The organism is Ectobacillus sp. OTK, from assembly GCF_059698935.1.
Genome location: NZ_AP048547.1, coordinates 794287 through 820855, shown reverse-complemented (window position 1 = coordinate 820855; position 26569 = coordinate 794287). Strand labels below are relative to the sequence as shown.

General features: G+C 41.0%; 26 protein-coding genes. 7 read left to right on the top strand and 19 right to left on the bottom strand.

Translation table 11 applies throughout. The annotated features are described in order from the left end of the window. Nucleotides 1–283: 283 nt before the first annotated feature. The 8 genes from AC6HZ4_RS04105 to ykzB form a co-directional block, all read right to left on the bottom strand. Nucleotides 284–1822 (bottom strand): response regulator transcription factor, encoded by a 1539-nt coding sequence (locus AC6HZ4_RS04105; protein WP_497493767.1) that lies wholly within the window; start codon nucleotides 1820–1822, stop codon nucleotides 284–286. Nucleotides 1823–1833: 11 nt separating this feature from the next. Continuing rightward, nucleotides 1834–3255, bottom strand: a complete 1422-nt coding sequence (locus tag AC6HZ4_RS04100; protein WP_497493766.1) for a sensor histidine kinase — start codon at nucleotides 3253–3255, stop codon at nucleotides 1834–1836. Then, complete coding sequence (locus AC6HZ4_RS04095) at nucleotides 3252–4238, bottom strand: sugar-binding protein (protein ID WP_497493765.1); 987 nt, start codon at nucleotides 4236–4238, stop codon at nucleotides 3252–3254. The genes AC6HZ4_RS04100 and AC6HZ4_RS04095 overlap by 4 nt, the downstream gene beginning before the upstream one ends. Nucleotides 4239–4482: 244 nt before the next feature. Further along, nucleotides 4483–4734, bottom strand: a complete 252-nt coding sequence (locus AC6HZ4_RS04090; protein WP_497493764.1) for a hypothetical protein — start codon at nucleotides 4732–4734, stop codon at nucleotides 4483–4485. Nucleotides 4735–5022: 288 nt separating this feature from the next. After that, the gene (locus AC6HZ4_RS04085) at nucleotides 5023–5868 is read right to left on the bottom strand and encodes a DegV family protein (protein WP_497493763.1); all 846 of its coding nucleotides are present in this window, start codon (nucleotides 5866–5868) and stop codon (nucleotides 5023–5025) included. Between the two features lie 353 nt (nucleotides 5869–6221). Next, complete coding sequence (gene helD, locus AC6HZ4_RS04080; RefSeq protein WP_497493762.1) at nucleotides 6222–8531, bottom strand: RNA polymerase recycling motor HelD; 2310 nt, start codon at nucleotides 8529–8531, stop codon at nucleotides 6222–6224. 326 nt (nucleotides 8532–8857) lie between these two features. Beyond that, nucleotides 8858–9025: a Fur-regulated basic protein FbpA gene (locus AC6HZ4_RS04075; protein ID WP_497493761.1), complete on the bottom strand. Its 168-nt coding sequence runs from the start codon at nucleotides 9023–9025 to the stop codon at nucleotides 8858–8860. A gap of 24 nt (nucleotides 9026–9049) precedes the next feature. Continuing rightward, entirely contained in the window at nucleotides 9050–9169 is a 120-nt protein-coding gene (ykzB, locus tag AC6HZ4_RS04070; protein ID WP_497495593.1) for a protein YkzB, read from the bottom strand. A 270-nt stretch (nucleotides 9170–9439) separates the two neighbouring features. Here ykzB and AC6HZ4_RS04065 point away from each other — a divergent pair, with 270 nt between their 5' ends. Next, nucleotides 9440–9772 (top strand): MerR family transcriptional regulator, encoded by a 333-nt coding sequence (locus AC6HZ4_RS04065; RefSeq protein ID WP_129728444.1) that lies wholly within the window; start codon nucleotides 9440–9442, stop codon nucleotides 9770–9772. Nucleotides 9773–10130: 358 nt separating this feature from the next. Here AC6HZ4_RS04065 and AC6HZ4_RS04060 read toward each other — a convergent pair whose 3' ends face one another. The 3 genes from AC6HZ4_RS04060 to AC6HZ4_RS04050 all read right to left on the bottom strand — a co-directional run bounded on the left by AC6HZ4_RS04060 (nucleotide 10131) and on the right by AC6HZ4_RS04050 (nucleotide 12335). Beyond that, nucleotides 10131–10301: a hypothetical protein gene (locus tag AC6HZ4_RS04060; protein WP_497493760.1), complete on the bottom strand. Its 171-nt coding sequence runs from the start codon at nucleotides 10299–10301 to the stop codon at nucleotides 10131–10133. A 207-nt stretch (nucleotides 10302–10508) separates the two neighbouring features. After that, the gene (locus AC6HZ4_RS04055) at nucleotides 10509–10883 is read right to left on the bottom strand and encodes a hypothetical protein (RefSeq protein WP_497493759.1); all 375 of its coding nucleotides are present in this window, start codon (nucleotides 10881–10883) and stop codon (nucleotides 10509–10511) included. A 201-nt stretch (nucleotides 10884–11084) separates the two neighbouring features. Continuing rightward, a complete protein-coding gene (locus tag AC6HZ4_RS04050; protein ID WP_497493758.1) occupies nucleotides 11085–12335 on the bottom strand; it encodes a dicarboxylate/amino acid:cation symporter in 1251 nt (416 codons plus the stop codon). Nucleotides 12336–12525: 190 nt separating this feature from the next. Here AC6HZ4_RS04050 and AC6HZ4_RS04045 point away from each other — a divergent pair, with 190 nt between their 5' ends. After that, entirely contained in the window at nucleotides 12526–13551 is a 1026-nt protein-coding gene (locus tag AC6HZ4_RS04045; RefSeq protein WP_497493757.1) for a DctP family TRAP transporter solute-binding subunit, read from the top strand. Between the two features lie 123 nt (nucleotides 13552–13674). Here the strand turns inward: AC6HZ4_RS04045 and AC6HZ4_RS04040 are convergent, their stop codons facing one another. Together AC6HZ4_RS04040 and AC6HZ4_RS04035 are read right to left on the bottom strand one after the other, a co-directional pair. After that, on the bottom strand, nucleotides 13675–14370 hold the full coding sequence (locus tag AC6HZ4_RS04040) for a response regulator (protein ID WP_497493756.1): 696 nt from the start codon (nucleotides 14368–14370) through the stop codon (nucleotides 13675–13677). 19 nt (nucleotides 14371–14389) lie between these two features. Further along, the gene (locus AC6HZ4_RS04035; RefSeq protein ID WP_497493755.1) at nucleotides 14390–15970 is read right to left on the bottom strand and encodes an ATP-binding protein; all 1581 of its coding nucleotides are present in this window, start codon (nucleotides 15968–15970) and stop codon (nucleotides 14390–14392) included. Nucleotides 15971–16178: 208 nt separating this feature from the next. On the opposite strand from AC6HZ4_RS04035, the gene AC6HZ4_RS04030 reads away from it, so the two are divergent. Then, nucleotides 16179–16355 (top strand): DUF3933 family protein, encoded by a 177-nt coding sequence (locus AC6HZ4_RS04030; RefSeq protein WP_497493754.1) that lies wholly within the window; start codon nucleotides 16179–16181, stop codon nucleotides 16353–16355. A gap of 73 nt (nucleotides 16356–16428) precedes the next feature. On the opposite strand, the gene AC6HZ4_RS04025 is transcribed toward AC6HZ4_RS04030, so the two are convergent. The 3 genes from AC6HZ4_RS04025 to AC6HZ4_RS04015 form a co-directional block, all read right to left on the bottom strand. Then, complete coding sequence (locus tag AC6HZ4_RS04025) at nucleotides 16429–18678, bottom strand: transglycosylase domain-containing protein (RefSeq protein WP_497493753.1); 2250 nt, start codon at nucleotides 18676–18678, stop codon at nucleotides 16429–16431. A 430-nt stretch (nucleotides 18679–19108) separates the two neighbouring features. After that, nucleotides 19109–20281 carry a Ger(x)C family spore germination protein gene (locus AC6HZ4_RS04020; RefSeq protein ID WP_497493752.1) on the bottom strand — a complete coding sequence of 391 codons (1173 nt, stop codon included), beginning with the start codon at nucleotides 20279–20281 and terminating at the stop codon, nucleotides 19109–19111. A 29-nt stretch (nucleotides 20282–20310) separates the two neighbouring features. After that, nucleotides 20311–21912: a spore germination protein gene (locus AC6HZ4_RS04015; RefSeq protein ID WP_497495592.1), complete on the bottom strand. Its 1602-nt coding sequence runs from the start codon at nucleotides 21910–21912 to the stop codon at nucleotides 20311–20313. A 141-nt stretch (nucleotides 21913–22053) separates the two neighbouring features. Between AC6HZ4_RS04015 and AC6HZ4_RS04010 the strand changes: the two genes are divergently transcribed. The 3 genes from AC6HZ4_RS04010 to AC6HZ4_RS04000 all read left to right on the top strand — a co-directional run bounded on the left by AC6HZ4_RS04010 (nucleotide 22054) and on the right by AC6HZ4_RS04000 (nucleotide 23666). Beyond that, nucleotides 22054–23163, top strand: coding sequence for a GerAB/ArcD/ProY family transporter (locus AC6HZ4_RS04010; protein WP_497493751.1), 1110 nt, complete (start codon nucleotides 22054–22056; stop codon nucleotides 23161–23163). 24 nt (nucleotides 23164–23187) lie between these two features. Further along, complete coding sequence (locus AC6HZ4_RS04005; protein WP_497493750.1) at nucleotides 23188–23325, top strand: hypothetical protein; 138 nt, start codon at nucleotides 23188–23190, stop codon at nucleotides 23323–23325. Nucleotides 23326–23459: 134 nt separating this feature from the next. Continuing rightward, the gene (locus tag AC6HZ4_RS04000; RefSeq protein WP_497493749.1) at nucleotides 23460–23666 is read left to right on the top strand and encodes a heavy-metal-associated domain-containing protein; all 207 of its coding nucleotides are present in this window, start codon (nucleotides 23460–23462) and stop codon (nucleotides 23664–23666) included. A 96-nt stretch (nucleotides 23667–23762) separates the two neighbouring features. Here AC6HZ4_RS04000 and AC6HZ4_RS03995 read toward each other — a convergent pair whose 3' ends face one another. Both AC6HZ4_RS03995 and gloA2 read right to left on the bottom strand, forming a co-directional pair. Further along, nucleotides 23763–24398, bottom strand: coding sequence for an MOSC domain-containing protein (locus AC6HZ4_RS03995; RefSeq protein ID WP_497493748.1), 636 nt, complete (start codon nucleotides 24396–24398; stop codon nucleotides 23763–23765). A gap of 26 nt (nucleotides 24399–24424) precedes the next feature. Further along, nucleotides 24425–24811 carry an SMU1112c/YaeR family gloxylase I-like metalloprotein gene (gene gloA2 / locus AC6HZ4_RS03990; protein ID WP_497493747.1) on the bottom strand — a complete coding sequence of 129 codons (387 nt, stop codon included), beginning with the start codon at nucleotides 24809–24811 and terminating at the stop codon, nucleotides 24425–24427. Between the two features lie 353 nt (nucleotides 24812–25164). Between gloA2 and AC6HZ4_RS03985 the strand changes: the two genes are divergently transcribed. Further along, nucleotides 25165–25437 carry an ArsR/SmtB family transcription factor gene (locus AC6HZ4_RS03985; protein WP_497493746.1) on the top strand — a complete coding sequence of 91 codons (273 nt, stop codon included), beginning with the start codon at nucleotides 25165–25167 and terminating at the stop codon, nucleotides 25435–25437. Between the two features lie 171 nt (nucleotides 25438–25608). Here AC6HZ4_RS03985 and AC6HZ4_RS03980 read toward each other — a convergent pair whose 3' ends face one another. Beyond that, nucleotides 25609–26469, bottom strand: coding sequence for a 50S ribosomal protein L11 methyltransferase (locus AC6HZ4_RS03980; protein WP_497493745.1), 861 nt, complete (start codon nucleotides 26467–26469; stop codon nucleotides 25609–25611). Between the last annotated feature and the right edge of the window lie 100 nt (nucleotides 26470–26569).

The window sequence follows — 26569 nt, the reverse complement described above, 5'->3', positions numbered from 1 at the left end:
ATTACGCTCACTGACTGCGCTTACATTTATAGATTATCATGCGGAGCACTCTAGCTGTTTTCACTTTTCCTTCACTTATTTATACTTTATCTTCATTAATTCAACCCGATTGCAAGCGGTTACAATAAATCCCTGCTGAAAACTAGCATTTTTTTATCATTTGATTAAAATAATCCACAAATCAAACAGATCCTTCCTTAGTCATAGGAGAAATCATTCAAGTTAATTCACCTGAAAAATTGTATGATAAAAATGCCGTTGCAAAACGCAACGGCATTCTATATTAAAGCAAAAGCTTTTGACGATATTCCTTTGGAGATTCATTCGTACATTTTTTAAACACTCGGCTAAAGTAGTTTGGATCATTATAACCGATCTGAAAACAAATTTCCTTTAAGCTTAATGCCTCATTCCTCATCAGCTGCTTTGCCTTTTCAATGCGTATCTTCATTACATAATCACTAAATGTTTCTCCTGTTTGCTTTTTAAAAAGCTTACTAAAATACACAGGGTTTAGCTTTACATGCTCTGCTACCTGCTCAAGAGAAATGTCTTCTGTATATTTCTCCATAATATAATCCTTGGCTAGCATCAGCAAATGCCCCGTTCTTTTTTCCCGTTCATTCTTCATCCTAGAAATGATAGTTAATACGTACTGTTCACTCATCACTTGCAGCATCGGTATATTATCTATATCCGGAAAGGAAATAGGCTCCGGCTGCAGGTGGGAACGCTGCAAAAACTGGGAAATATAATCAAATAACGAAAGAAGCTCGGTACGAATGCGTCTTGCATCGCCCTTCGTTGCGGCTATAAGCTTTTCATATATAACTCGAAGTTGCGATATAGCCGCCTGCTCATCCATAATACTAATCGTATTGCACAGCTGCTGCTGCTCCTCCTCCGAAATACTTTTCTTCATTTCTTTCCTAAACGGCTGTACAGGTGCAGTTTCTGTACATTGCCTGCTCGCTGACAAAGCCTCTTCATACGACTGCCGCCAGCCCTCGACTCCTTTTTGTACTGAACCAATTCCAATAAAAGAAGCTTGTCCTGTTTGCTGCTTTATATATTCACGCAGCTTTCCTGCATCATGTAAAAAGGCAGCTTGCTGCACATCCCGTTCCCGCTGCAGAGTAACTGGGAAGAAAACTGCCATATGCTGCTGAATAACCGGGCTGACTAAGCAGTTTTGCTGTGACTTTGCATAATGCTTCGCACACTCATATACTCGTCTTTGCTCCTTTTCATCCTTTACATCAGGAAATGCTATGACAACTGCGCTGCCAAACTGAATCTCCATATCAAGCATTCGTGACAGGGCGGATGCATCCAGTTCTTGAATCGTTTCTAGCATCAGCATTAATGTACATTCATTCTCCGTAAGAGGGCGAAGATGGGAAATTTGTTCAATAAGCTCTAACTCCTGTATTCGCTTGTTACGGTCGTTGACAATCTCATTAGTAAGCCGCTGAAGCAATGAAACAATTTGCTCTCTCTTCGCAGGCTTTAATATATAATCGCTCACCCCTAACACAAGTGCTTCCTTTGCATAGGTAAAGTAATCATACGCCGTTACAATAACAATTTTTGTATCCGGGAGCTTTTTTTGAATAACAGAAACAGCCTCGAGCCCCTGAATACCCGGCATTTTAATATCCATAAAAATAATATCAGGCTGGTGCTTGTCTGCCTGTTCAATTGCAACTCTCCCATTCTCTGCATGATATATTGTAAATTGCCCGGGCATCGCCCTTTGCACCATAAGCTCGAGACCCTCTCTCTCTAGCGGTTCATCGTCTGCGATTAATAATCGATACATATTAATCTCCCCTATTCCCCTTGCTTGATTGGAAGCTTTAAAATAATCTTTGTCCCTTCCCCCTGCTTGCTTATAATATCCACTAGCTCTTCCCTTTCATAAAAAAGGCGTAAGCGCTTAAATACATTTGTTGTCCCAAGTCCGGTAGAGCGCCCCTTTGTCGGGAAAACAGGTGAAGCTGTCAACAGCGCCTCTCTTACTTCTTTATTCATTCCGGCACCATTATCCATAACAGAGACAATCACAAAGTCATCTCCCTTCTTAACGGAAAGCTCTATAATTGCACCAGCTTCCATTCCTTCAATACCATGAACGAACGCATTCTCTAAAAGCGGCTGAAGGGTTAAGCATGGAATGGTCTGTTCTAAACAAGATTTGTCAATATTCAATATAAACTGTACTCGATCCCGAAATCGCGCTTTTTGAATCGCAAAATATTCCTCAGCATGCTTGATTTCATCACGCAGTGTCACCGGTTCATCTAGCTTTCTCAAATTATAGCGCAGTAAATTCGACGTAGAAACAGTCAAATCACTCGTCTGTTCTGCTCCTTCAATATATGCTAGCTTTGAAATTACATTTAGCGTATTAAATAAAAAGTGCGGATTAATCTGGCTTTGCAACGCCTTTAACTCGAGCTCTTTTACAAGACGTTCTTTTTCTAAAATTTCCATATTCTTACCCATCAATGTTCGTAAATTCTCTAGCATTTCGTGGAACATATTACCTAAAATACCAAACTCATCCTTTGTCTGGAAGACGGGTACAGCTATGTCCAGGTTCCCTTTTCCAATTTGCTTTGCAACATACACGAGACGCTGAATAGGAATGACGATGCTTCTTGAGAGCCAGATTGCAAATACGATACTAAGCACCGTTGTAATTGTAAATAATATAACACCTAATCGGTTCATTGATTCTGTGTTAGCTACAATCTTTTTAAATATTGGCTGATAATTGCTTAATTCTAAATCAACAAGATTTTGACTATCGTCTCGAATGAAAGAAGCAATTTTCTCAATTTCCTTATATTGTTCCGCATAGCCTGCGAAATCCTTCTCAAGCAATTTTTTTGTAATAGCAGTCTCCAGCTCCAAAAATGATGCGATCAGATGACTATAGTTCTCTAAAACAAGCTCTTCATTCCTTCCTCTACGTTGTTCTGCTAGAGATGCCTGCAAAGCCTGTAGATTTCCTTTATGCTGTAGAAACAAACTATAATAGCTTAAATCCTGATTAGTAATATAGCTGCTTAATAAACGAAGATTCTCCTGCGTTTCCATTGAAATTTGCTTGTATAAAAAAACTCTATTAATCATTATATTGTAGCTTTCCTGCACCCTTTTCCCGCTCTCAAAAACAAAAAATGAAACCAAATTAATTAAAATAACGAGAATTGGGATAAAAATAAATAACTTCGTGCGAATATTCAATTTGGTTCCTCCAGATAGACATTATTTTTCGTAATCACCTCTGTCGGGGTAAAGTTTTCTGCTTTTGTTGCTTTTCCTTGCAAATATTGAGATAAAATTTTGATAGACTGAAATCCCATATCAAAAGGTTTTTGTACAATAGTCGCTTGAATACGGCCATTTGAAATAGCCTTTAGTGTCTCTTCTACATCATCAAAGCCAAATATTTGTACATGATTGTTACGCAGATTGGTTGTTGCATTTAAAATGCCGATTGCATCTAAAGCACTCATGCCGACCATAATCGAAATTTCCGGATGATTCTTAAGCATGCTTTCTGCCTGCAACACAGCTTGAATTTTAGAAATATTCGATGGCATTACCTCGACAACCCTCATCTGTGGATGCTTCTGAATGACAGATAAGAATCCGTTAAATCGCAGCTTTTGACTTGCTGATGTTTCGCTGCCGATAATTACGCCAATTTCTCCTTCGCCCCCAGCCATCTCCGCCACTGTTTCTCCCAATTTCTCACCAGCCGTATAATTGTCTGTTCCAACATAGGCAACCCGCTCACTCTTCGGTGAATCTGTATCAATCGTGACAACGGGAATATGTTCCTTAACGGCTTTATTAATAATCGGAGCAAACGTCTGTTCATCAAGACTTTGTACAACAATCCCATCCACCTTAGAGGCAATTGTTTTTTCAAACAGCTTCATTTGCTCTTCAACACTTGTCCGCAAGGGAGCAATATACTCTACCTGAACATTGTACGTGTCAGCCGCTGCCTTCGCTCCTTCCTCAATCCTTCGCCAATACGGATTATCGAATTCCTGTGCAATAAGAACAAAATGAGCAGCATTACCTTTTATCCCTTGTTTTTCTTTCAGGCTTTCTACCGCATTTTCAATATTGTTAGTCTTTGCTGCAAAGCGAATAAGCACATACATAAAAAGAATAAACAATAATATTAAACTAGCTGTCCACTTTTTGTTTCCCATATGTCCCTCCAATCTGTACTATAATAGTACTGATGAAAGGAAACGTTTTCAATACTTTACTAAATAAAAAGTAACCTTTGACAAGATTTCTTTACCTGCTTATCATGCCTTAACAAAAAACCTCAGCGAAACAGATTATTTCCGCTGAGGTTTTTATTTTGTATTCATGACCGACAGCTTGATTTAAACCGTCCTGTCTATGATACACTGCAAATTGCAAGGTTATGAGTATACATAGCTATAATTATTCGCCTTTGTCTAACTTTTCAATTTCCTTTAAAAGCTGCCTCGTTCGCTTCGCATTGCCTTCTGCAAAGTTTTGCAGCCGCTCCTTCAGTTCATCATCTGCATGAAGACGCTCTGCTGTAATTAAGTAGGTACGCATCATTTCATTTTCCACTTCGAGCGAATGCTCTAAAATATCCACCAGCTGCTGCTCAGACATGGAATCTCCGGGATTTTCCTGTCTATCGTAATCAGAATTGTGCAAGTCCATAAACACTCTCCTCTCACTATCTACAAAAAATTGTTACCTATTCATCCCTGTTTAATACGCTGCAGTCAATTTTAAAACTGTAAAAAGCGAAGATGGAAGCAGACCGATGAAGCAAGACAATCCCCCGAAACAGAAAGACTTTCTTATTTTCTAAAGGAAACTCATCAATTGGCGGGGATAGGGGCTTAGCTGCACTTTACACTTAAAATTTTCTGCTATGTTGAATGGCTTCTAACTGGAAATTGCTACATTTAAAGCACAAAAATAAAACGGAAGACTTCTCCCGTTTTACTCGCTAATCCATGTTAATCCCATCGTTCCTTGTCCCGTATGGGTACCAGGCACCGGGCTGAACATCGTAGTCGTAAATGTAATATGCGGATGGATCTGCTCCAGCTCCTGCTTCCATAGCACAGCTTTTTCCGGATCATTTCCATGGATAATACTTGCTTCTTTAATTTGATGGGCATCAGCTGCCAAAATCTCATACAACCGAGCCTTTGCCTTTGAATCCGTACGAATTTTATCAAATAACACTGCTTTTCCGTCATCGAACTTAATTAACAGTCGCAGCTTAATTAGATTTCCAATGATTGCCTGCGTTGTAGAAACCCGTCCACCTTTATGAAGCTGCTCCAGGCTGCCGGGAATCATGTACAATTGTCCTTTGTCAGGCAGTGTATGGAGGTAAGATACAATTTCCTCATACGTTTTTCCTTGCTTCTCAAGCTCTATCCCCTTTTGCACCATCTTTCCTAATGCATAGGAACCAATTTTTGAATCAATAATTTCAATAGGGAGACCGACCATTCTCGCTGCGCTCACTGAGGTCTGATATGTTCCCGTAAGAGCACTTGACGCGTGAATCGCAATTGCGTATTCATACTCCTCTTTTAGCTCCTCATACAAGCTTACAAACTCTCCAATGGCGGGCTGAGACGTTTTCGGCAATTCCTTTGACTCCGCCAATCGTTTGTAAAATGCCTCAGCCGTAATATCTACATCTTCTTTGAATGATTCATTTCCAAAAATAATTTCAAGCGGTACAACATATATATGATTCTGCGCGATATATTCCTTCGAAAGCGTCGCAGTGCTGTCTGTAATCCAAGCAATTTTCTTTTGTTTCGTCATTCACGCATTCTCCCTATGTTCTTTTCTCTAAAAGGTATTATGCTTCTATCCTTTAATCTTATGTTTTGCAGGATTAGAAATTCTTTGTTCGACAATCCTACTCGCTGTATGTCTGTATTACGTGTAGTTCGCAAACTGATATATAATTACACATCTATTGTAACATTATTCGACATAATACGCGTTATCTATTTCATAAAAAGACGGAATGACAAAAGGTATATATTCCAAGATAAAGAAAAAGCATATAAAACAAACATAAGAAAAGCAGATACGGTCCCAAACATTAATGCTCTCTTAATTTGATCTAAAAACTCAAAAAAGGCCTTATCGGCAATCCGATAAGGCCTTTTTTACCCTTTTACATACAATTCATCAGAAACATCCTCTAAAAGCGGAATCTCCTCTTCTGAAGCGTACATATATAGCTCATGCATCGCCCGGGTACACACTGTATAAAATAGCTTCTGATCTTCGATGCTGTATTGTGAAGCATCATATACAATAACCGCATCAAACTCTACACCCTTTGCTAAATAAGACGGAATGACAAGCACGCCTGGCTCAAAAGAGGCACTCTCCTTACGAATAAGCCGAAGCTGGATATCGTCTCGCATCGCATTGTATGCTTCCTTGCTTTCAGAAGCTGTTTTACAAATAACTGCAATCGTCTCATGCCCTGCTTTTTTCAAGCTTCGAACGCACTCTATTATGCGCTGCGCTAACTGTTCCCTCAAAACATTTGTAACAACGGGCTTTTCTCCTTCACGGTTAAATGGCTCAATATTCTCTCCTCCGTAAATGAGCTGACTCGTAAATTCAATAATCGGTCTCGTTGAACGGTAGCTGCGTGTCAATATAATCGTTTCTGTCTGCTCAAGGCCATATAGCTCTTTGGCTGCCATCAATCCGTTATCGGCAGCATGAGCATGAATTGCCTGATTCAAGTCTCCCAGCACCGTCATACGTGCAAGCGGAAACAGCTTTTTTAAAAAAGCAAACTGAAACGGCGAGTAATCCTGCGCTTCATCTACAAAAACATGACGTACGGAGGTATTGCGCTGAAAGCCTTCAAGCTGTTCTTTTAAATACAAATACGGTGTTGCATCTTCATAAAACAGCTCAGCCGCATGTATCTTTTCAACAGTTTGCTTACACATATACTCCCACTGCTCCGGTAAATCAATCTGAAATTGCTCGGCAAACCCAGGTGCAAATAATTGCTTATATACGGCAACCACATCCAAAAAACGAAGATGTTTTACAAGCCGGCGCAGCGGCTTAAACTTCTCTTGCACAACAACAGTTGCCAATAGCCGCTCTTCCCGTTTAAAATCATCAAAGGTTTGCTCAGAATACTCCTTCTTTTTTTGCAATCTGCGATGAGCGCGTACATAAATATCATTGTCCAAAAATTGCATTTCCTCTTCGACCCACGGCTTTTTGCGCTCCAAACGCTCCAGACGCTTCAATTCGGTTCGCAGCCACTCGGCAACGAGCTGCATCCGATTCGGAATAGATAAACTCGCATCTAAGCTATAAAATTGTTCACGGATTTGCTCTGCAGAAATCAGCGCCTTTTTTCGAAACACAATATCCTTAAAAATCAATCCTTCCTCGCGCAAGGCATCTACATACCGCTCAATAAGCTGCATAAAAGGCATCGTTGCTTTATAGCGAATACTTGCCATACGTACAGGATAGTCTGGCTCTGCTTTAGCACTAAGCGCATACTCCATTTGCGTGAATGGATCCTCGAGATCAAATTGCTTGCCCAGCTGCCGCTCCAAATATTCCTGAAAGGTTGCCTGCTGCATATTTTCTTCCCCAAGCTCCGGCAAAACAGTCGCTACGTAGCTGTTAAACATGGAATTTGGTGAAAACAGCAAAATCTGATCAGCATTTAGCCCGCCCCGGTATCGATAGAGCAAATAAGCGACACGCTGCAGAGCTGCCGAGGTTTTTCCGCTTCCGGCCGCCCCCTGTACAACAAGCAAACGGCTTGTGTCGTTGCGGATAATACGATTTTGTTCCTTCTGGATCGTCGCTACAATGCTCTTCATTTGCGTGTTTGCTTGCTTACCTAACACCTCGCGCAGCATTTCATCGCCAATCGTAATTCCCGTATCAAACATACTCTCGATGCGGCTGTTGCGAATGACAAACTGGCGCTTTCGCTTCATTTCCCCCGTAATCGTACCGCCAGGCGCCTCATATTGAGCCGGGCCAATTCCATAATCATAATACAAGCTTGAAATCGGTGCTCGCCAATCGTATACAAGAAACTGCTCTGTTCCCTCATCATAGAAAGAACCGATCCCTAGGTAAATTCTTTCCTCCTCTTCCCCATCCTCTATAAAATCAATACGCCCAAAGTAGGGGGAAGACTGTAATCTCTTTAATGTTTTCAGCTGTTCATTTCCATGACGGTGACTCCGTTCCCGCTCAGCTAATAGCTCAACCTGCTGCTTTAAGCTCGTGAAGGTCTCTGCTGCTTCAACCGCATCATCAAAATTTACGGTTACATCCTCCCAAAAGTTTTGGCGAATTCCTACTACTTCTGATTTTACCGCTCCCGCTTGCTGCTCTAGGGCGGCGATTTTTAATTTCATTTTTGCGACGACTTCATCAACCCGCCGCTGCTCCTGCTCCAGATCTCTCATAACGCCCGCCACTCCTTTTATCAGATGTTACCGAAAGAATACTCCTTCCTTAATTTCGTGAAGGGCAACGCCCAGAAATAGGTGGGAGATTTCCAAAAACTAAACCCCTTTTAGAAATTTATGTACAGTATAACAGGGATTTTGTCTATCCTGTTTTTATTTTCTGTCATCCTAGTAAGGGATGCAACCTATATTATGACACAGATACACGGAATCCATCAGCTATCAAGCTTTCTGCAGGCACAAAAAAGGTGCAATAAAGGCAGCATATAGCGCCTTTATTGCACCTATGGTCATTTCCTTATATGGTTAAAAAAGCATAGCATTCAAAAATGCTGTTGAGAATGTCTATACGATTGATACACCTGTTTTAGCTCACTCAACGTCATTTCATACAAATGAACATTTGATTTCTTATAAATTCCAGCCTCCAGCAATCTTTCAATATAAAATTGCTTTTGCCGTTCTACGGCTTTTCTGAGCAAATTTGACACGCCGCATGCCCCTTTCTGAAAATCTTATTGGTTTTGCAATGCCCGCAGTAGATCGAAGGCTTTGTTTCCTGCTAACGTCATCAATTCCTCGAGCATCTCATCTCTCAACAAATCCAGCTCAATAATTTTTTTGGCCAGTTGCATGGATTCCTCTAAATTTGTCACGTTGCCCTCCTCCTTTCTCCCTGCTTTCATGTACTGCTTACCATCCTGCTGCTAATCATTTTATTTTTTACTCCATTGTATGAAATTTCCATTTAATTTCCTCAAAAACCGTAAGAAAACCTAACACTGTTTTAAATTTCCTTTCATTTAGTGTAAGAAAATATAACAAACTTATCGCATAATTAACAAAAAAAGCGTATAGTAAGAAATATGGGAAAGAAAGTGTAACACAAAAAGGGGAGAACTGTGTTGGCGCTCAAAGAAGAGTCCTATAAAGACAAAAAGGTTATTACCATCGGAACGGTCAGTGAGATTACAGGATTATCAGAACGTCAGATTCGTTACTATGAAGAAAGAAAACTTATTTTCCCGGAGCGTACGCAGAAAGGTACAAGAAAGTACTCCTTCAACGATATAGAGCAGTTGATGGAAATTGTGGAGAAAATGGAGGAAGGTGTGCAGACGTACGAAATTCGAAAAGAGATGCTGCGAAAGGAAAAACAACTGAACGAGAAAACCGTTCGTGAACAAATGATTCGCGGGCAGCTAAATGCACAATTCGGCATTCAAAAGCCACGATAATTATATGAAAAATATCCGGAAAGCTTTCCTATAAAATCCAAACATTCAAACAGAAAACACAAATAACCGGAGCAAATTGCACAAAATGGTCGTATCACATATATGATAGGACCTTGTACTTGGTCAGTTCATTTACCGCACATATCCTTTCGCCTGCCAAAACGGCTGCACAATTCACCTCTATTTACGCACCTTCTTTTTGTACACAAGCGTCGTATGCTGCCAACTAATATGAAAAGGGGCTGCTCCATCTCTCACGGAGCAGCCCCTTTTCATAGGAAGAAAAAAGCATAACTTTTTAAAGCATTGTCTAGCTTCATCAGTCTGCTCACAACGGGTCGATGAAGCTTTTCCTATATTACCCTGTAATATCATTTAATTTATTAAATTCATCTCTTGCGTCATACAGATGCTTAAATACTTCAAGCTGCTGCTCGGGAGATAATTCCTTGACACTTGTATCATTAAATCCTAAAACAATAGATAATAGATCTGTTAAATAGCGGTTGTCCACAAACTCCTCACGCATATTCTTATACCTCCCTATGCAAAGTCTTTCTACATAGGGTGTCCATTCTTATGCATTTTCATACAAACAGAAACACCCTGGAAATAAGTAACCCTGTTTACCGCCATATATAGCTTTATCTCCTAAAAAGCAAGTACCTGCCTAATAGGTTTACGACACCGTCTAAGACTAAGACGGTGCCTCATCAATAGTTGTTTGTTTTGCCTATTAGTACTGGGTCGTTACATATCCACCTGTAGACGGACTGCCATAGCAGCCCCCCATGTATGGGCTGCCGTAGCCGCCTCCCATGTATGGGCTGCCGTAGCCTCCCCCCACATATGGACTGCCGTAACCGCCTCCCGCATACGGACTGCCGTAACCGCCTCCCGTATATGGACTGCCGTAACCGCCTCCCGCATATGGACTGCCGTAGCCGCCTCCCGCATATGGACTGCCGTAGCCGCCTCCTACATATGGACTGCCGTAGCCGCCTCCTACATATGGACTGCCGTAGCCGCCTCCTACATATGGACTGCCGTAGCCGCCTCCTACATATGGGCTGCCGTAGCCGCCTCCAAATGGTACCTGCTGTGGAAACATTCCTATTCCTCCCTTTCAGTCATTTTACCTATCACCCTTACCATATGCAGCATGAAACAAACGGCGATAGGCATTTATCATCCTTATGATAAATATCACGACAAGGCAGAGAAGCATATAGACAACAAAATAAATCCATCCCAAAATGTAAACAAAAGGCTATCCTTTCCCTTAAAGAAAAGATAGCCTATTTATTCGTTATTAAGAAATTTTCGATTTCACTTCTTTTACTTCCTCTTGAGGAGTAAATTCCTTCTCCGCCTTTGCAACGACAACAGTTGCTACACCGTTTCCGATTAAGTTTGTAATAGCGCGTGCCTCAGACATAAAGCGGTCTACTCCTAATAGAAGCGCCATACCTTCTACCGGGATCATTGGGAATGCAGCAAGCGTAGCAGCTAATGTTACAAATCCAGAACCAGTTACACCTGCAGCACCCTTTGACGTAAGCATTAAAATACCCAGCAGTGTTAGTTGATCCCAAATGCTTAAATCGATACCGTAAGCTTGTGCGATAAAGATTGCAGCCATAGATAAGTAAATAGATGTTCCATCAAGATTGAACGAATAACCAGTCGGCACGACAAGACCAACGACAGATTTGGAGCAGCCGTATTGGTTTAAACGATCCATTAAACGCGGCAACGCAGATTCAGATGATGAAGTACCTAATACTAAGAAAATCTCATCTTTAATAAATTTGATGAATGATAGAATGTTAAATCCATAGAATTTGGCAATTGCACCCAATACTAGCACGATGAAGAAAAACATCGTTAAGTAAACAGAACCCATTAGTTTTCCAAGAGAGAATAAAGAATCAAGTCCAAATTTTCCAATTGTATAGGACATTGCACCAAACGCTGCAATCGGAGAAAGCTTCATAATCATATTTACGATTCCGAAAAAGCCATGACTTAATTTATCAAAAAGCTGAATCACAGGCTTTGACTGCTCTCCCATAGCTGCAAGCGCAACCCCGAACAACACAGCAAAAAATAGAATTGGCAGCAACTCACCCTTTGCCATCGCGCTTACAATGTTATCAGGAATGATACTCATTAGAAAATCTACTAAACCATGGCTTGTTTCTGCTGCTTGCTTTGTAAACTGAGAAACATCTCCTTCTACGCCGCTTGTATTAATGCCTTCACCAGGCTTCACAAGGTTTACAACAAGAAGTCCAATTCCTAAAGCAAACGTTGTCACAATTTCAAAATATAACAACGCCTTACCGCCGATTCGTCCTACCTTTTTCACATCCCCCATGCTTGCAATACCAATTACAATTGTGAAGAATACAATAGGAGCGATAACCATTTTAATAAGTTTAATAAAAATATCAGCTAAAATCTTCAACTCTGCTCCGAACGCTGGGAAGAAGTGACCTACGAGAATACCAATAATAATTGCGAGAATTACTTGAACAGTCAGATTTTTCAATTTAGACATCGTCCAACCTCCTTATTTATTTTTGAAAACGCTTTATTCATTTCCTGTAACCAACTATAATAGAAGTTCACAACTTCGACAATTTTATGGTTTTTTAGTTCTTATTGTTCTTTTTGGTCTTACAAAATAACTACTGTATAATATAAAGAAAAATGGTTTTTCCCTATGAACGTCAGGAAGGTGATAAACTTTGCAATATACAAGGAAGGCTCTTTTCTATCTCATTATAACAATGACCTTCATGTTGTCCGGATGCAACTCTCCTCGTGCCGTGGACTACGATCAAGTAAGTGATAAAGAAAGGATCATTATTCGCTTCCCCTATGTAACGGGAGAAAATACTCCAAAGGGATTGGCAGCAAAAAAATTCAAAGAGCTTATAGAGGAGCGGAGCAACAAAAAGATTGAGGTTCAAGTATTTCCGAATTCCAGTCTGTATTCAGACTATAAAGAAATTGAACAGCTTAAAAAAGGAAATGTTCAGATGATTGCACCGCATACTGCCAAGTTTTCAGAAATCGTCCCAGAAGCACAGTTACTGGACTTACCTTACTTGTTTAGCAGCCACGAAGAGGTTTATGACCTCGCAGAAGGCTCGGTCGGAGCAGAGATAAGCCGACTTCTTGAAAAGAAAGGATTTAAACTGCTTGCTGTTTGGACAAACGGCTTTAAGCAGCTTACAAACAACCAAAAACCAATTCAAAAGCCTGAGGATCTCTCTGGACTGAGCTTTCGTATTGCGTCTAGTGAGGTAATGAAGAAACAGTTTGGGCTTGCAGGCGCTAAAAGTATTGTTCTGCCATTTGATGAGTTATACGAAGCTTTAGAGGCTGGAAAGGTGCAGGGAGAGGAAAATACCGTTTCAAATATTAATAATAAACGGCTCTATACACATCAAAAATACATGACCAAAAGTGACCACGGCTATTTAGGATACTTTGTTATTACAACGCAGCAATTTTGGAGCAATCTTCCGAAGGATATGAAAACGATACTTGAAGAAACAATGGAAGAGGTAACAGAATGGGAAAGGCACACAGCTGCTAAAATGGAGGAGGAACAATACGCACAGCTTAAGCAGCAAAAGGATCTTTCTATTTATGAATTAAATCCCAAAGAGAAAGAGCAATGGAGGAGAACCTTTCATCCTACATATGAATGGTTCGCAAATGAAATTGATAACAACGTGATTGAGGAATATATACAAACAAAGTAAAGGTTGCTTAGCAAGGTATTAAGCTTCATAGAAAAAACAAGGATCAATGCAGCCTGCTTTTTCTATGAAGCTTTTTCATCATGAGAAGGCAGCTACTTACAAAATTATGTTAGCTCTCTCACATCATAAAGGGGAATAGCGATTAATAGGTCGTCCAATCGTTCCATATTGGACTTCCAATTTTATTTTTTTTGTTTTCTCCAAATAATCTAAATATCTTCGCGCTGTCACTCGTGCTAATCCGACTCCCTCAGCAACCTCTTCTGCCGACAATGCTTGCTTTTGATTTAGCAAGAATAGCAAAATTTGCTTCATTGTAAGTGCATTTAATCCTTTCGGAAGATGATCTTCGAATGATTGAGACTCTCTCTGCTGCGGCTTAACCTTCGCACTCGCAAGATAGTCAATCTCTTCTTGGTTTAGCTCATTCTTTGCAAGATTTAGACGGAGCATCTTATAATTATCGAGCGCGCTTTTAAAACGATCAAAGCGAAACGGCTTCACAATATAGTCGATAGCTCCGTAACGAAATACGTTTTGCACCGTTTCTGAATCACGGGCAGCTGTCACCAAAATCACATCAACAGGCTGGTTTTGCTTACGCAGTTCTACTAATACATCTACCCCATTTAAATCTGGCAAAAAGTTATCAAGAATCACAAGATCCGGCTGCTGCTCATCAATTGCAGCTAAAGCCTCCATACCTGACTGCGCTGAACCTACAATCTCAAATCCGCCGGTTGCTTCTACGAACTGCTTGTTCACCTCCATAACCATTGGATCATCCTCAACAATTATGACCCTAATATTTCTCTCCACCTTCCTTGTCCCCCCTTTTCTATTTCGGAATAATAACCGTAAAAATAGTCCCTTGATTCAATTCTGTCTCCAGCTCGATTCTACCACCCGCATTTTCGACATATCTGTGAACCAACGCAAGTCCAATTCCTCGATTTTTGCCTCCCTTTGTCGTAAATCCTTGCTCGTATATTTGATCTTGTATCTGTTTGGGAATACCTGGTCCGTTATCCTTCACTTCAATTCTCAGTTCATTTAACAAATCAGAAATAGTACATTCTACTCTCCGTCTCTCCAAAGGCTGTCCTTGCAGTGCTTCCATCGCATTTTCTAATAAGTTGCCGATTACCGTAACCAGAATGCCGACATCCCATTTCTGAGGGATGGCCTTCAAGCAGCTGCTGCGACCGATATGGAGCTGAATACCGAGCTCCTTTGCACGGCTTACCTTTGCGAGCAGCAAACCAGAAATACTATAATCGCATATGCTATCGGTTAAAAAGGATGCTAGTTCCTCCTGCTCATGCACACTGTCGAACACGTAGCTAAGGGCCTGTTCCGATTTTCCTAATTGAATAAGTCCGGCAATCGCATGAAGCTTATTCCGATGCTCGTGATTTTGCACACGGAGTGCCTCAATAAACTGCTTAACTCCTGTCAGTTCCTCCGCTAGGTTAAACATTTCTGTTTTATCCCGAAATGTTGCTGCTGCTCCAACAATTTTTCCCTTCACTCGTATAGGCAAAATGCTAACTAGTATACGAGCATTGCCAACAATACGGTCCTCATCGTATTGCGCAATTCCAGTTTGCATCACTGTTGTCAATTGACTGTCCGGAATAACATCAATCACTTCTTTTCCAATCACGGGCTCCGATAGGCCAAGAATGCGGCAAGCCTCTGGATTGGCTATCGTAATGCGATAGTGGTTATCAATCGCGACAACACCATCACCGATCGCTTGAAAAACAGCAACCCGTTCTTCAAGCAACCGGGCAATCTCAGCCGGCTCCATATTAAACATTTGCTTTTTAATATTATAAGCAAGCAATACTGCCCCAATCAGCCCGACAATAAGAGCAATAAAAAAAGGGATTTGCAAATCCTTGCGATATTCTAAAAGCAGTTGCTTATACGTCGGCGTTACGATTCCTACAACAACAACTCCGACTTGCTTGCTTTCCTTCATCACCGGTACAAATGCCCTGATAGAAGGACCCTTACTGCCATATGCACGGGAAATATACACATGCTCCGCCAAGGATGGTCCTTCATCTCCTCCTTTAAATACCGTTCCAATTTTGGAGGGAATAGGGTGGGAATAACGAATACGATGCATATCATAGACAACAATATATTCCACATTTGTTGCAAGCCGAATCTTTTCAGCAACCGGTTGAATATTCTTAGCTCCATCAGGCTGCCCAACATTATTAATAATTTGCTCTAGCTCAGCAACCGATCGCGCAATGGACAATGCACGCTTCCCGAGCTCATTTTCTGTTGCTGACAATACCTTTGCCACAAGCATTCCGCCGCTAATAGCACTCGATAAAAAAACGAGACAAAATACAAGAATTCCAATTTTCATGCGCAGATTGGACGTAAACAGTTTCTTCATCTATTATTTCCTCAATGTGTATAATTGGACTGAAAAGAAAATCTAATAAGCTTAGTATAGCATTTCATAAGATTGGTTTGCATACAAAATCAGACTTACTGCCCATTACAATAAGCTTCCAGCTTGCATAAACGAGAGATTGTTTTGTCCAATTCCTCCTGCGGCTTTATACTATGTAGAAGGACTGTATGATGAAAGGAGCAAAACAATGAGCCGATATGCTGTTTGCAGAGTAGAAGAAGATGGTTATTTCATTTATTCGTATGCCGAGACATTTGAGGAAGCCATTCAAAAAGCAGAGGAGTGCAGCATGCGAAGCGGTGATTCCTATATTGCGATTTCAGAAGAAAAATTAGAAGCAGCAATCCTTAAAAGAACCAAATAAAAAACAGCCTCGGTACATTTTCCGAGGCTGCTCCCTTTCTGAATATGAAATATAGATAAGAGTGTGACAAGCCTTAGCCCTCATCCTCTTCTTCTGGATTTTGTTGATTTTGGTTTTGTTGATTTTGCTGCTCTCGTACCGGCTCACCATTGTTCTGTGTTCCGCCATTTTCCTGCTGCGTTTCACTATCGTCCTTTTGTTCTTCCTGTTTTTCATCCTCCTTCTCGTTTTTCTTCTCTTCCTTCTCTTGTTCTTTTTGCTCTTCTTTCTCTTGTTCTTTTTGCTCTTCTTTCTCTTCTTTTTCTTGATCCTTGTCTTCTTTTTCCTCCTGCTTATTTTCCTCTTCCTCTTTGCTTGTTTCCTCTTCCTTACGTTGTTCTGTTTGTACACTCTCACTTTTTTTCTTATATTTGCCGCCAAGTAAAGAAAGATCAAATGTTTTATCAGGAAGTTCAGATTGTGATTTCAAAATAATCTGTTTAAAAATAACAGTAGCCGTTGCTCCGCTAGATAAAGAAAGATAATGCGATTCGTCCGTTTTATCATACCCAAGCCAAACAGCGCCCGCAATCTGCGGTGTATATCCAACGAACCAATGATCCTTCGCCCCATCCCGACCTTGCACCGGCAATTGTGTTGTTCCTGTTTTGCCAGCAATGTCTCTTCCAGTTATGGCTGCTTTTGTTCCTGTCCCCTCCTGCACAACACCTTTGAGCATATACGTTATTTTTTGTGCATTCACAGCATCCATAATCTTCTTCGATTTTTTCTTCCATTGTCCGATTGTTTCCCCATCCGCATTTTTAATTTCCTTAATAGCGTGCGCTTCTACCATCACACCATTATTCGCGAACGTCGAAAAAGCCTGTGCCATTTTGAGCGGAGAGGTTCCTTCATGCATCCCGCCTAATGCAATAGCAGGATTTTCATCCTCTTTCTCTAGCGGAATGCCAAAGCTGCGTACAGCATCTAATCCCTTCTCTAGACCTATTTTTTGTAGTAACCAAACAGCTGGGACATTGTAGGATTCAATGACAGCATCGTACATCGATACTTCCCCGCGGAAACGTTTATCATAGTTTTGCGGTGTATATCCATCAATATTAAGCGGCTTATCCTGTAGTTCGTCGAATACGTCATAGCCATTCTCCAAAGCAGGCGTATAAACTGCCAACGGCTTCATCGAAGATCCCGGCTGTCGCTTTAGCTGTGTTGCACGGTTGAATTGTCTAAATGTGTGCTCTCCTCTTCCTCCAACCAACGCCTGAATTCCTCCTGTTTCAGGATTTACAAATAACGCACCGCTTTGTACGAGCTGATCAGAAGAGCTTTTTGGAAATAAGCTATTATTTTTATATACCTGTTCTGTTGCTTCCTGTATAGTTGGATTGAGCTCTGTGTAAATTTGGTAACCGCCAGCTAAAATCTCATTTGGTGTTAAACCATATTCCTCACTGGCTTCTTCAATAATATGATCAACATAATGAGCATATTTTCCGCTATAGTCATCGGTTTTTTTGCTTTTCAACACAATTTTCTGCGCCTTTGCTTTGTCCGCTTCGCTTTGTGTAATATATCCTTCCTTTTGCATTAAGGAAAGAACAACATCTCTTCTCGCCATCGATTTTTCGAAGTTCTTAATAGGCGACAACACGGAAGGTGCTTTAATCAATCCAGCCAGTATAGCAGACTCACTTAGTGTTAGCTCGTTTGCATTTTTACCGAAGTACGTTTGAGCAGCTCTTTGAATTCCCCATGCCCCTTCTCCAAAATAAATTTGATTTAAGTAGCGTACGATAATTTCATCCTTTGAGTAGGTACGTTCAATTTTCTTTGTAAGAACGAGCTCCTTCAGCTTTCGAGTATATGTCCTATCGTGAGTAAGGAACGCATTTTTGGCTAGTTGCTGCGTGATCGTACTCCCGCCCGCTACAATCTCTCCGCTTTTCAAGTTTTCAATAAACGCGCGGGCAATCGCTACATAATTAATCCCATGATGCTTATAAAACTGTTGATCCTCCGTCGCAATGACTGCATGAATGACATCCTTTGGAATCTCTTCTGATCCAACTCCTTCAATATCAGCAGCGGCAATTGTGCTGGCAATCTGACCATCTTGATCATAAATAATGGTCGGCTGCGGCGCTGGATCCTCTAATTTACTCACATCGCTTGCTAGAACAGCAATATTAAAAACGAGAAGCATGCATGCAATTAATGCTGCTGCTGCCGTCGTAATTTTAAATACAAGACCTTTAGAACGCCATGCGCTTCCTATACGTCTCGACGACTTTTGCTGCTGCCTTCTCTCCATTCTCCCCATACTTCAAACCACCTTTGGCATAATTTCTCAGATTGTATAAATTGCATAGCTTTTATTTTTTAATAAACAAAGCATTTCGTCAATAGGCAACGCTTATATCGTATATTTCGCTATTTTGCTATTTTGAATACAAAGCGTTCAAAACAAATCTTTATAGAGGAACAACCAGTGAAAATAAAGAAGGCTTTTTATGAACCAGTTGCATTAAGGAGAGATTAGAAGTCGGTAACAAGGAAAAACAATGTTTTATACTAATGTAGATGAAGCAAACTGTCTGGCGAGCAGACAGTTTGCGGAGTATAAACATTTTCTGCAATGGCTAATCAAGGAAGGTATCGTAGAGCAGCAGGAAATGGATAGCGTTCCATACCCGAATAGTGCAAGTCGGATTTCTCAATCCCCTATCTATCATTGTAAGTACATTCCAATTTTAATCTTTCATTTCTGGAGATTTAACAGAAAGCCCTATTCGTACGATAGAAACATGGGGGTTTATACTGACCTCTAATTTGGGGAATTCCTCATGCCACTGTTTTTTAAATTGTTCTTTCCACGCCTTTGGGTAGGTGCGGTACAAAGCGTTTCCAAACCCGAATATATCGGAATTGAACTGTTTTTGCGCCTTATAGAGAGCTAATTGCATCCTTTTTTTCACATCTATTTCTAGCAGTGTTTGAACATATTGCAAAACTTTAGGATTGCCTAGATCTAACTTCGAACCATTTTCAAAAAGTTCAACTTCCGCATGAACATTCACTCTCATCTTTACCTTGCTTTGCTCAAGAATTGGTTTAAGCTTTGTCCGGCTTTTTAATAACAGGATACCGATTTTTCCTCCTCCTTTTTCCTTTGGTACCGTTACTGTGATAGTTGCCTTCTCCATCTCATTGCGAAGCCATAGCACACCCCTTGTGTCCCTCTCATTGATCCACCCTACCAATTTATCTTGCCGAAAAACAGCCGTTCCGATGATGGCAGGAGTTAGATTGGAACTCTTCCCGTCCTTTTCTCCAGACCTTATCGCCACTTGAGCCGCAACGGGGGAGATTCCTTCTGTCGTAAGCATATCGATAAAATCCTTTTGCATGATCCGTAGCCCTACCCCTGTTTTCAGCTCCTCCCGAATGGTCTCTGAAGTGTATCGCTCAATATTGGGAATTGGTTTCAAAATGCGTGCAGCTTCTCCCTTGGAAAACAAAATAAAACCGCGCAGACGCGCTTCCCTTCCTCTCGCAAAGAAACTCAAAATCGGAAAAACACCACTCTTCGCCGCCCTTTCCCCAATGATTAGGTTTCGGCTATGGGAAAAGAAAATGCGACGGGGAAATTTTGCTTGAAGTCTCCGGGAGGCATCCATCACGTTTTCTCCCGTCTCTGAAATCAGCATAGTTGTTTCCATTTCCCCCCCAGAACCACCGGTCCCAACAGGTCCAAGCTTCTTTGGCATCGCCACTTGAAGCGCAATACGGGTTTTCCCATTACGCATCTTATCGATAGCTGTAGCCGTTACGATCGCAATATCATTGACCTCCACCCGGCTCCAACAGCCAGTCAGTACGAATATTATAATGCAGTACATAACGAGGACTCCTAGTTTTCTCATAATGTGCCCCTTTCCTAACCATGGCTTTTCTAACTCTTCCGGTGAGGCGGACGTGGACGCAATGAATGGCTCATCCGTTTTCGATTTTGTTTCCCAGTTTGATCGGAACGATCTACCATTCCCCACCAGGGCACACGCACATAAATATCTTTTAGACTAGCGAGATTCAAAGGCGCCACCGGGGACAAATAAGGAATGCCGAAAGAGCGAAGGCGTGCCATATGGATCAGAAGAATCAAAGATGCCACTAAAATACCATATAAACCCAATGTTGCTGCACAGGTCATCATGGGAAATCGAAGCAACCGAATGGCGATTCCCTGACTGAAGACAGGAAAAATAAAGGAGGATATACCGGTAATGGAAACAACAATAACCATCGCAGCAGATACAATTCCTGCCTGTACTGCCGCCTGTCCAATGACCAAGGCTCCAACAATACTTACCGCCTGTCCAACGGTTCTTGGCAGACGTACACCCGCTTCCCGCAATCCTTCGAAGGAAATCTCCATAATTAAGGCTTCTACAAAGGCTGGAAAGGGAACGGTTTCCCTGCCGGAAGCGATACTAAGCAATAAGGTGGTGGGAAGCATTTCTTGGTGATAGGTCGTTATTGCAATATAAAGCGAAGGTAAGAGCAAGGCACTTCCTAACATGAAGAAGCGAAGCCATCGGATTACCGTCGAAACCATAAAATGCTGATAGTAATCCTCACTTGATTGGAGCATTTCATAAAAAGTAACCGGTACGAGCAGAGCAAACGGCGTATTATCAATAAGGATCCCAATTTTCCCTTCCAATAAATAAGCCGCCACTTTATCCGGACGTTCAGTATTGTTCACTTGGGGAAAAACGGAAAAGGGGTTATCCTGAATGAGCTCTTCAATATACCCACTTTCTAAGATGGCATCAATGTCGATTCGACTGATTCTTTCTTTTACCTCTGCTACAAGAGATGGCTCCGCAATTTCGTCTAGATAGGTAATAACTATATTCGTATTGGATAACCGCCCCACCTTCATGGCTTCCATTTTGAGCTGAGGGGTTTTTAATCTTCTGCGAATCAGACTAGTGTTGGTTCTCAAGTTTTCTGTAAAGCCTTCCCTAGGACCACGAATCACCGCTTCCGTCGCCGGCTCTTCGACGGATCTCATGTCCCATCCTTTGGCGCTAATAAACAGAGCTTGATTTACTTCATCCAATAATAAAACGGTGTCCCCGTCTAAAATATGATCCACGACTTCCTGAATCGTCTGTCCTATACTGACTTGCGAAGCATAAATGACTTGCTCTTGCAGAAAGATCTCCATATCTGTTAATGGAATGTCCGCCGAAAAAGATGCCGCTTTTCCAAAATTAAGCAAGGGTTTCATCACATCAGAATCAATCACCTGTGCGTCTGCCATGCCATCTAAAAAAATAAGTCCTCCCTTTTGTATCCCACCCAACTGAAATTCACGGAACACAACATCAGAAGATCGATCAAAGATCATTTTCAACTGCTTTAAATCATTCTGGAAATGCCCTTTTAGCTGGTCGTCTTTTAAATCATTCCACCCAGGAAATAACAATTGATTATGATTTTGATTCGATTTTGACATCTTCTTTTTTGACCAACTCCATATCCCCATTTCTATCCCCCCTTCTATTTCCAAACATTTTTTCTTATTTTGACCAGATATAAAAATAAATTTCAAGGATACACTCCAAAAATTTTGTTTATGTTAATACATAATGGGATAACAAAAAATGGGTTGGGAGGTGGAAAAACCATGGAGAGAATCTCAATCACTCAATTATTTATGCTCACCTTATTGTTTCAGATCGGTTCGTCGGTGATATTCGGATTTGCTTCTGCAGCCGGAAAAGATGCTTGGCTAGCTACCTTAATATCTACTGGAATCGGGGCATGTCTCATCCTTATGTATCTCATCTTAATGCGCCTTCAGCCGGGATTGACTCTTGTTGAATGGTTTCCTGCCCAGTTTGGCCGCTGGCTCGGCACCCCTATCGCTTGGTTTTATATGCTTATGTTTTTATATAACTCTAGTCGTACACTGGGTGATGTAAAGGATCTCATCCCAACGACCATTTTGCCGGGGACACCTAGTTGGATTATACTTGGCGCATTTATGATTGCCGTCGCTTATGCCCTTTTTAGTGGAATCGAGGTTCTAGGCCGGCTCGCAGAAATGATTTTACCTGTCATTTTAGCTTTGTTTTTGGTTGAAATCGTCTTAATTTTAGGATCGAAGACCATCCAGATTGAGCGATTGCAACCGGTTTTGGGAGAAGGATGGGGGCGTGTTTGGAAAGGAGTGTGGCCGAGCGGCATACAACAATCACTTGGGGAGCTTCTTGAGTTCGCCATGATTTGGACATTAACTAAACATCCGGAACGTATCATAAAGACGACCCTCTTATCCACGTTTTGCTATGGGGTTCTCCTTTCCATTTTCGATGCATTGGCCATTCTGACCTTTGGTGAAGGAACCTTTTCAACCAGTACATATCCCTTATACAGGTTAGTCAAGGTCATCTCTGTTGCAGACTTTCTGGAAAACCTAGATGCATTGGGAATTTTGTATTTTATGGGTACCGCCTTCTTTAAGGTGACATTGCAAATATATGGAGCCATTCGGGGAATACAGCAATTGTTGTACCTTCGTGATAGCAGGGTACTTGTTTTGCCTATATCTGTCATGGTCTTCTTTTTAGGACTGACCATATCTGAGAGCATATCAGAACATATATTTTCTGGATTAGAAAGCCTTGGGGTTCCTGGGTTAATACCTTATATATTAATCCCAATTCTATTATTAATCGTAGTATGCATCCGCAAGGGAATAGACGGCAAACAACTGAAAAAAAGCGGATTATAGCATGAATAGGAGCTGAATCTGACAATGGATCAATTTCTTTGGCCGTGGCAGTCCAAAGTAATCATTCATTATCCTTGGGCATTGTATATATTTTTCGCTTTCCTGTCTATTATTTTATCCATCATTACGTGGGTGAGAAAGAAGAGTAAGCAGATGAATTAAAGTGTACCATTTATAAACGTACACCTTTGAAATTAAGGAAGTACATATGAATTGTATAATTGAAGACATTGATGAAAAGCAGTCACTTTTTGTTTTAAGAGAACTATATAAATGCTTGGAAAGGAAGATTTAAATTGGCGGATACAATTATCTATGTAAAAGAAGCAACAAATGAACAGCCTATTCAAACATTAGAAACAATCCTTGTACAAATGGATGGCATTGAATGGGCGTGGGTGGATATGGAGGACGGTGAAGTGAAGATTACATACAATGAAAACCAAGTTACGCAGGAACAGATCATAAAAAGAATCCAACAACATGGATTGCATCTCCTGTAATATATCAAAAATGCATCCAATCATTTAACGCACTTCCGAAAGAAGTTCCCTTCATCTGAGCAAACCGTCTGACAAGCAGACGGTTTGCAGTTTGTTTTATCGATTTTTTGAAATACGCTGCACAAGCTTACTTCGCCACGCAGGTGCCAACGCCTCTTCTGCTAAAATTCCTTTCGCCGCTTCCTCATTCCACGGACCATGGAAATAAATACGGTTTGTATGTAAAACAGTAACGGACTTTCCTCGCTCCAATAGGGTTATGCTTGCATGTTTATCTACAAATCCTTCCTCAAGTACGCGCATAAAATATCCTGTATAGCCGGTTTTCACAATTTCTGCCATCAACCCTTTACAGCCGGTATGATGGTCAATCGTAATGCATGGGATTCTTCCCTGTGTTACTTGTACAATCGCTTCTCCAATTCGATACACATCCCCAATATATGTCTCTTCCTCTTTCATACCTGTTACAGTAAAGTTTTCCCCAAACGCCGGACGAGGCAAGGTTCTGCTAAATTGCTTTTCCCATAGAGCGTAGTGCTCAAACGGATAAACGCAAACAGCCCGGTCCACTCCGCCGTGAAATGCGGTATTGGCAACGCCATCTCCATCAAAGGATTCCTTTCTCAGCCAACAGCCCTCTACCTCTTCTTTAGCGATGCCCGTTACGAGTGTCCCATTCTCCAATTGTTCGGTTTTCGGAAGCCCGATACTGATTTGCAGCAGTTTCATCTCATTATCCCCTTTCTTATTTCGTTTTACGCCTCATATAGCTCCAAAGGCAAGCCGTCTGGGTCTTGAAAGAATGTGAACCGTTTACCTGTAAGAGAATCGAGCCGGATTGGCTCAACGCTTACATCATGCTTCTGCAACTCGCATACAGCTGCCTCTATATCTGCAACCTGGAATGCCAAATGGCGCAAGCCCGCCGCTTCCGGATAGCTCGGCCGCTTCGGCGGATTCGAAAAGGAAAACAATTCAATTTGGCCGTGCTCTCCTACTGCAAGATCCAATTTATAAGAATCTCTTTCCGCTCGATACGTTTCACTTAAAATACAGAGCCCGAGAATATTTACATAAAAATGCTTCGACTTTTCATAGTTAGAGCAAATAATCGCAGTATGATGAATTTTTTCTATATTCATCCTCTCTCTCCTTCCATATACATGTTTGATACAAATCTCTCAAAATGATTCTATTTACTATCATAACACGTACCTGCCTTTTTGCTTGCCCAATGTGGGTACTTTATCCAGAAAAATCTGCCTGAAACGAATCATTCAAAAAAATTTTAAAAAATTTTTCTATTTTTTTCAAAAAGACGGACAGAAAAACCGACATGCCTCCGAATAGTATAATAGACAGGCAGAATGCTAATAAGAAATCTCTCTTATTAGCATTTTCAATGCTGCTATTATCAATTCCATGCAATATGAAGAACTATGTATCTTATCTTAGAAGAAACACAAACAAAAGGTAACAAGGGAGAGAAAACATTATGCAAAAAATAGGAAAATATGAAAACAGTGCCGAAGTACTAAAAATTTTAGCTCATCCTGTTCGTTTAGGACTAATTGAAACGATGATCGCAAACGGCCCTACGAATGTGACATCTATGTATGAGGAATTCAAAATGCCGCAAAGCACAATTAGCCAGCATTTATCCAAGCTGAAATCTGCAAAAATTATTTCAGGTACACGTAAAGGCTTAGAAATTTACTATGAAGTTGTCGATGAACGCGCAAAATCGATTCTTTCTACACTTGCGTAAGAAAACAATTTGCTTTGCAAGCTGACAATAAAAGATAGAAGCGGCCAAACTGAGCAGATGAACCTGCTCATCCCCCCCCACGGCAGCTTCACTTTATTGATTGCCAATTAATTTATATCCATAAAACATGCCATAGGCCGCGGCCTATGGCATATTTTTTTAGAAGAATAATCATTTACTAAAGTACATCGTCACCCACTCGCCAGACTGCAGCCTCTTTTGCATAAAAAAGCCAGCGCTTCTAAACATGTGGATTACATGCTCTGTGTGCCACTCAACCAAACCTGAAACAAGGAAATGATTGCTCTTTTCCAGCAGCCTGTGCCTATCTATAATTGTTTTCGCCTCATCTCCTCCAATATTAATAAAAATCCAATCAAACCAATCCTGTATACGGTAGCTTCCATCTATTAAATCAGCCTGTACGACTTGAATTTGCTTCACGCCGTTCAGATGTGCATGATGTAAAATTTCTCGTTCAACAGGCTCTAAATCTACAGCAATGGCCTCCTGAGCACCTTTTAATAAAGCTGCTATGCTTAAAATACCCGATCCCGTTCCCAAATCTAATATCCTCTTGCCTGTAAAATCACGTTCTAAAATAACCTCCAAGCAATCTTGCGTTGTTCCATGAACACCTGTCCCAAATGCCCCTTGCGGATCTAAGTGCAAGGTCGTCTCCTTTTTGTACTCATTGTCAGAACCAGCGTAACGGATCACCCATCCATTTTTCAGCTCAATATCTTCAAATGCTTGGCCCCACTCCTTCGTTTCCGCCATCCGGCATATAATATCTTCCCTTCTTATAAGTAAAAGCGCAGAGAGCATAGAGAGGTATTGCTCCGGATCCTCATCTGTATACACCTTTAAATCTACCTGCCGCTGTGTATCTGTCTCGAAAGAATATCCATTCTGCGTCACCTTCACCTCAATTGGGGCCTCATAATATAAATTATAAATCCCTGCTGCATACAGCCTCTGCGCAGCATCCTCTACCTCTGCATATGGCAATGTTATGCTAAATTCATACATCCTCTTACACTTCCTTTAACTTATACTGCATCAGCCTCTTACTTACCTAACCGTTTTCGTTAATGATTATACAAAAAAATGGAGAGATGTAAAAAATGCA

Bases quoted from the DNA above. Each gene is read 5' to 3' on its own strand.
- AC6HZ4_RS04105 (WP_497493767.1), bottom strand. From the start codon at position 1,822: ATGTATCGATTATTAATCGCAGACGATGAACCGCTAGAGAGAGAGGGT.
- AC6HZ4_RS04095 (WP_497493765.1), bottom strand. From the start codon at position 4,238: ATGGGAAACAAAAAGTGGACAGCTAGTTTAATATTATTGTTTATTCTT.
- AC6HZ4_RS04090 (WP_497493764.1), bottom strand. From the start codon at position 4,734: ATGGACTTGCACAATTCTGATTACGATAGACAGGAAAATCCCGGAGAT.
- AC6HZ4_RS04085 (WP_497493763.1), bottom strand. From the start codon at position 5,868: ATGACGAAACAAAAGAAAATTGCTTGGATTACAGACAGCACTGCGACG.
- helD (WP_497493762.1), bottom strand. From the start codon at position 8,531: ATGAGAGATCTGGAGCAGGAGCAGCGGCGGGTTGATGAAGTCGTCGCA.
- ykzB (WP_497495593.1), bottom strand. From the start codon at position 9,169: ATGCAACTGGCCAAAAAAATTATTGAGCTGGATTTGTTGAGAGATGAG.
- AC6HZ4_RS04060 (WP_497493760.1), bottom strand. From the start codon at position 10,301: ATGCGTGAGGAGTTTGTGGACAACCGCTATTTAACAGATCTATTATCT.
- AC6HZ4_RS04055 (WP_497493759.1), bottom strand. From the start codon at position 10,883: ATGTTTCCACAGCAGGTACCATTTGGAGGCGGCTACGGCAGCCCATAT.
- AC6HZ4_RS04050 (WP_497493758.1), bottom strand. From the start codon at position 12,335: ATGTCTAAATTGAAAAATCTGACTGTTCAAGTAATTCTCGCAATTATT.
- AC6HZ4_RS04035 (WP_497493755.1), bottom strand. From the start codon at position 15,970: ATGAAGAAACTGTTTACGTCCAATCTGCGCATGAAAATTGGAATTCTT.
- AC6HZ4_RS04030 (WP_497493754.1), top strand. From the start codon at position 16,179: ATGAGCCGATATGCTGTTTGCAGAGTAGAAGAAGATGGTTATTTCATT.
- AC6HZ4_RS04025 (WP_497493753.1), bottom strand. From the start codon at position 18,678: ATGGGGAGAATGGAGAGAAGGCAGCAGCAAAAGTCGTCGAGACGTATA.
- AC6HZ4_RS04020 (WP_497493752.1), bottom strand. From the start codon at position 20,281: ATGAGAAAACTAGGAGTCCTCGTTATGTACTGCATTATAATATTCGTA.
- AC6HZ4_RS04015 (WP_497495592.1), bottom strand. From the start codon at position 21,912: ATGGGGATATGGAGTTGGTCAAAAAAGAAGATGTCAAAATCGAATCAA.
- AC6HZ4_RS04010 (WP_497493751.1), top strand. From the start codon at position 22,054: ATGGAGAGAATCTCAATCACTCAATTATTTATGCTCACCTTATTGTTT.
- AC6HZ4_RS04005 (WP_497493750.1), top strand. From the start codon at position 23,188: ATGGATCAATTTCTTTGGCCGTGGCAGTCCAAAGTAATCATTCATTAT.
- AC6HZ4_RS03995 (WP_497493748.1), bottom strand. From the start codon at position 24,398: ATGAAACTGCTGCAAATCAGTATCGGGCTTCCGAAAACCGAACAATTG.
- gloA2 (WP_497493747.1), bottom strand. From the start codon at position 24,811: ATGAATATAGAAAAAATTCATCATACTGCGATTATTTGCTCTAACTAT.
- AC6HZ4_RS03985 (WP_497493746.1), top strand. From the start codon at position 25,165: ATGCAAAAAATAGGAAAATATGAAAACAGTGCCGAAGTACTAAAAATT.
- AC6HZ4_RS03980 (WP_497493745.1), bottom strand. From the start codon at position 26,469: ATGTATGAATTTAGCATAACATTGCCATATGCAGAGGTAGAGGATGCT.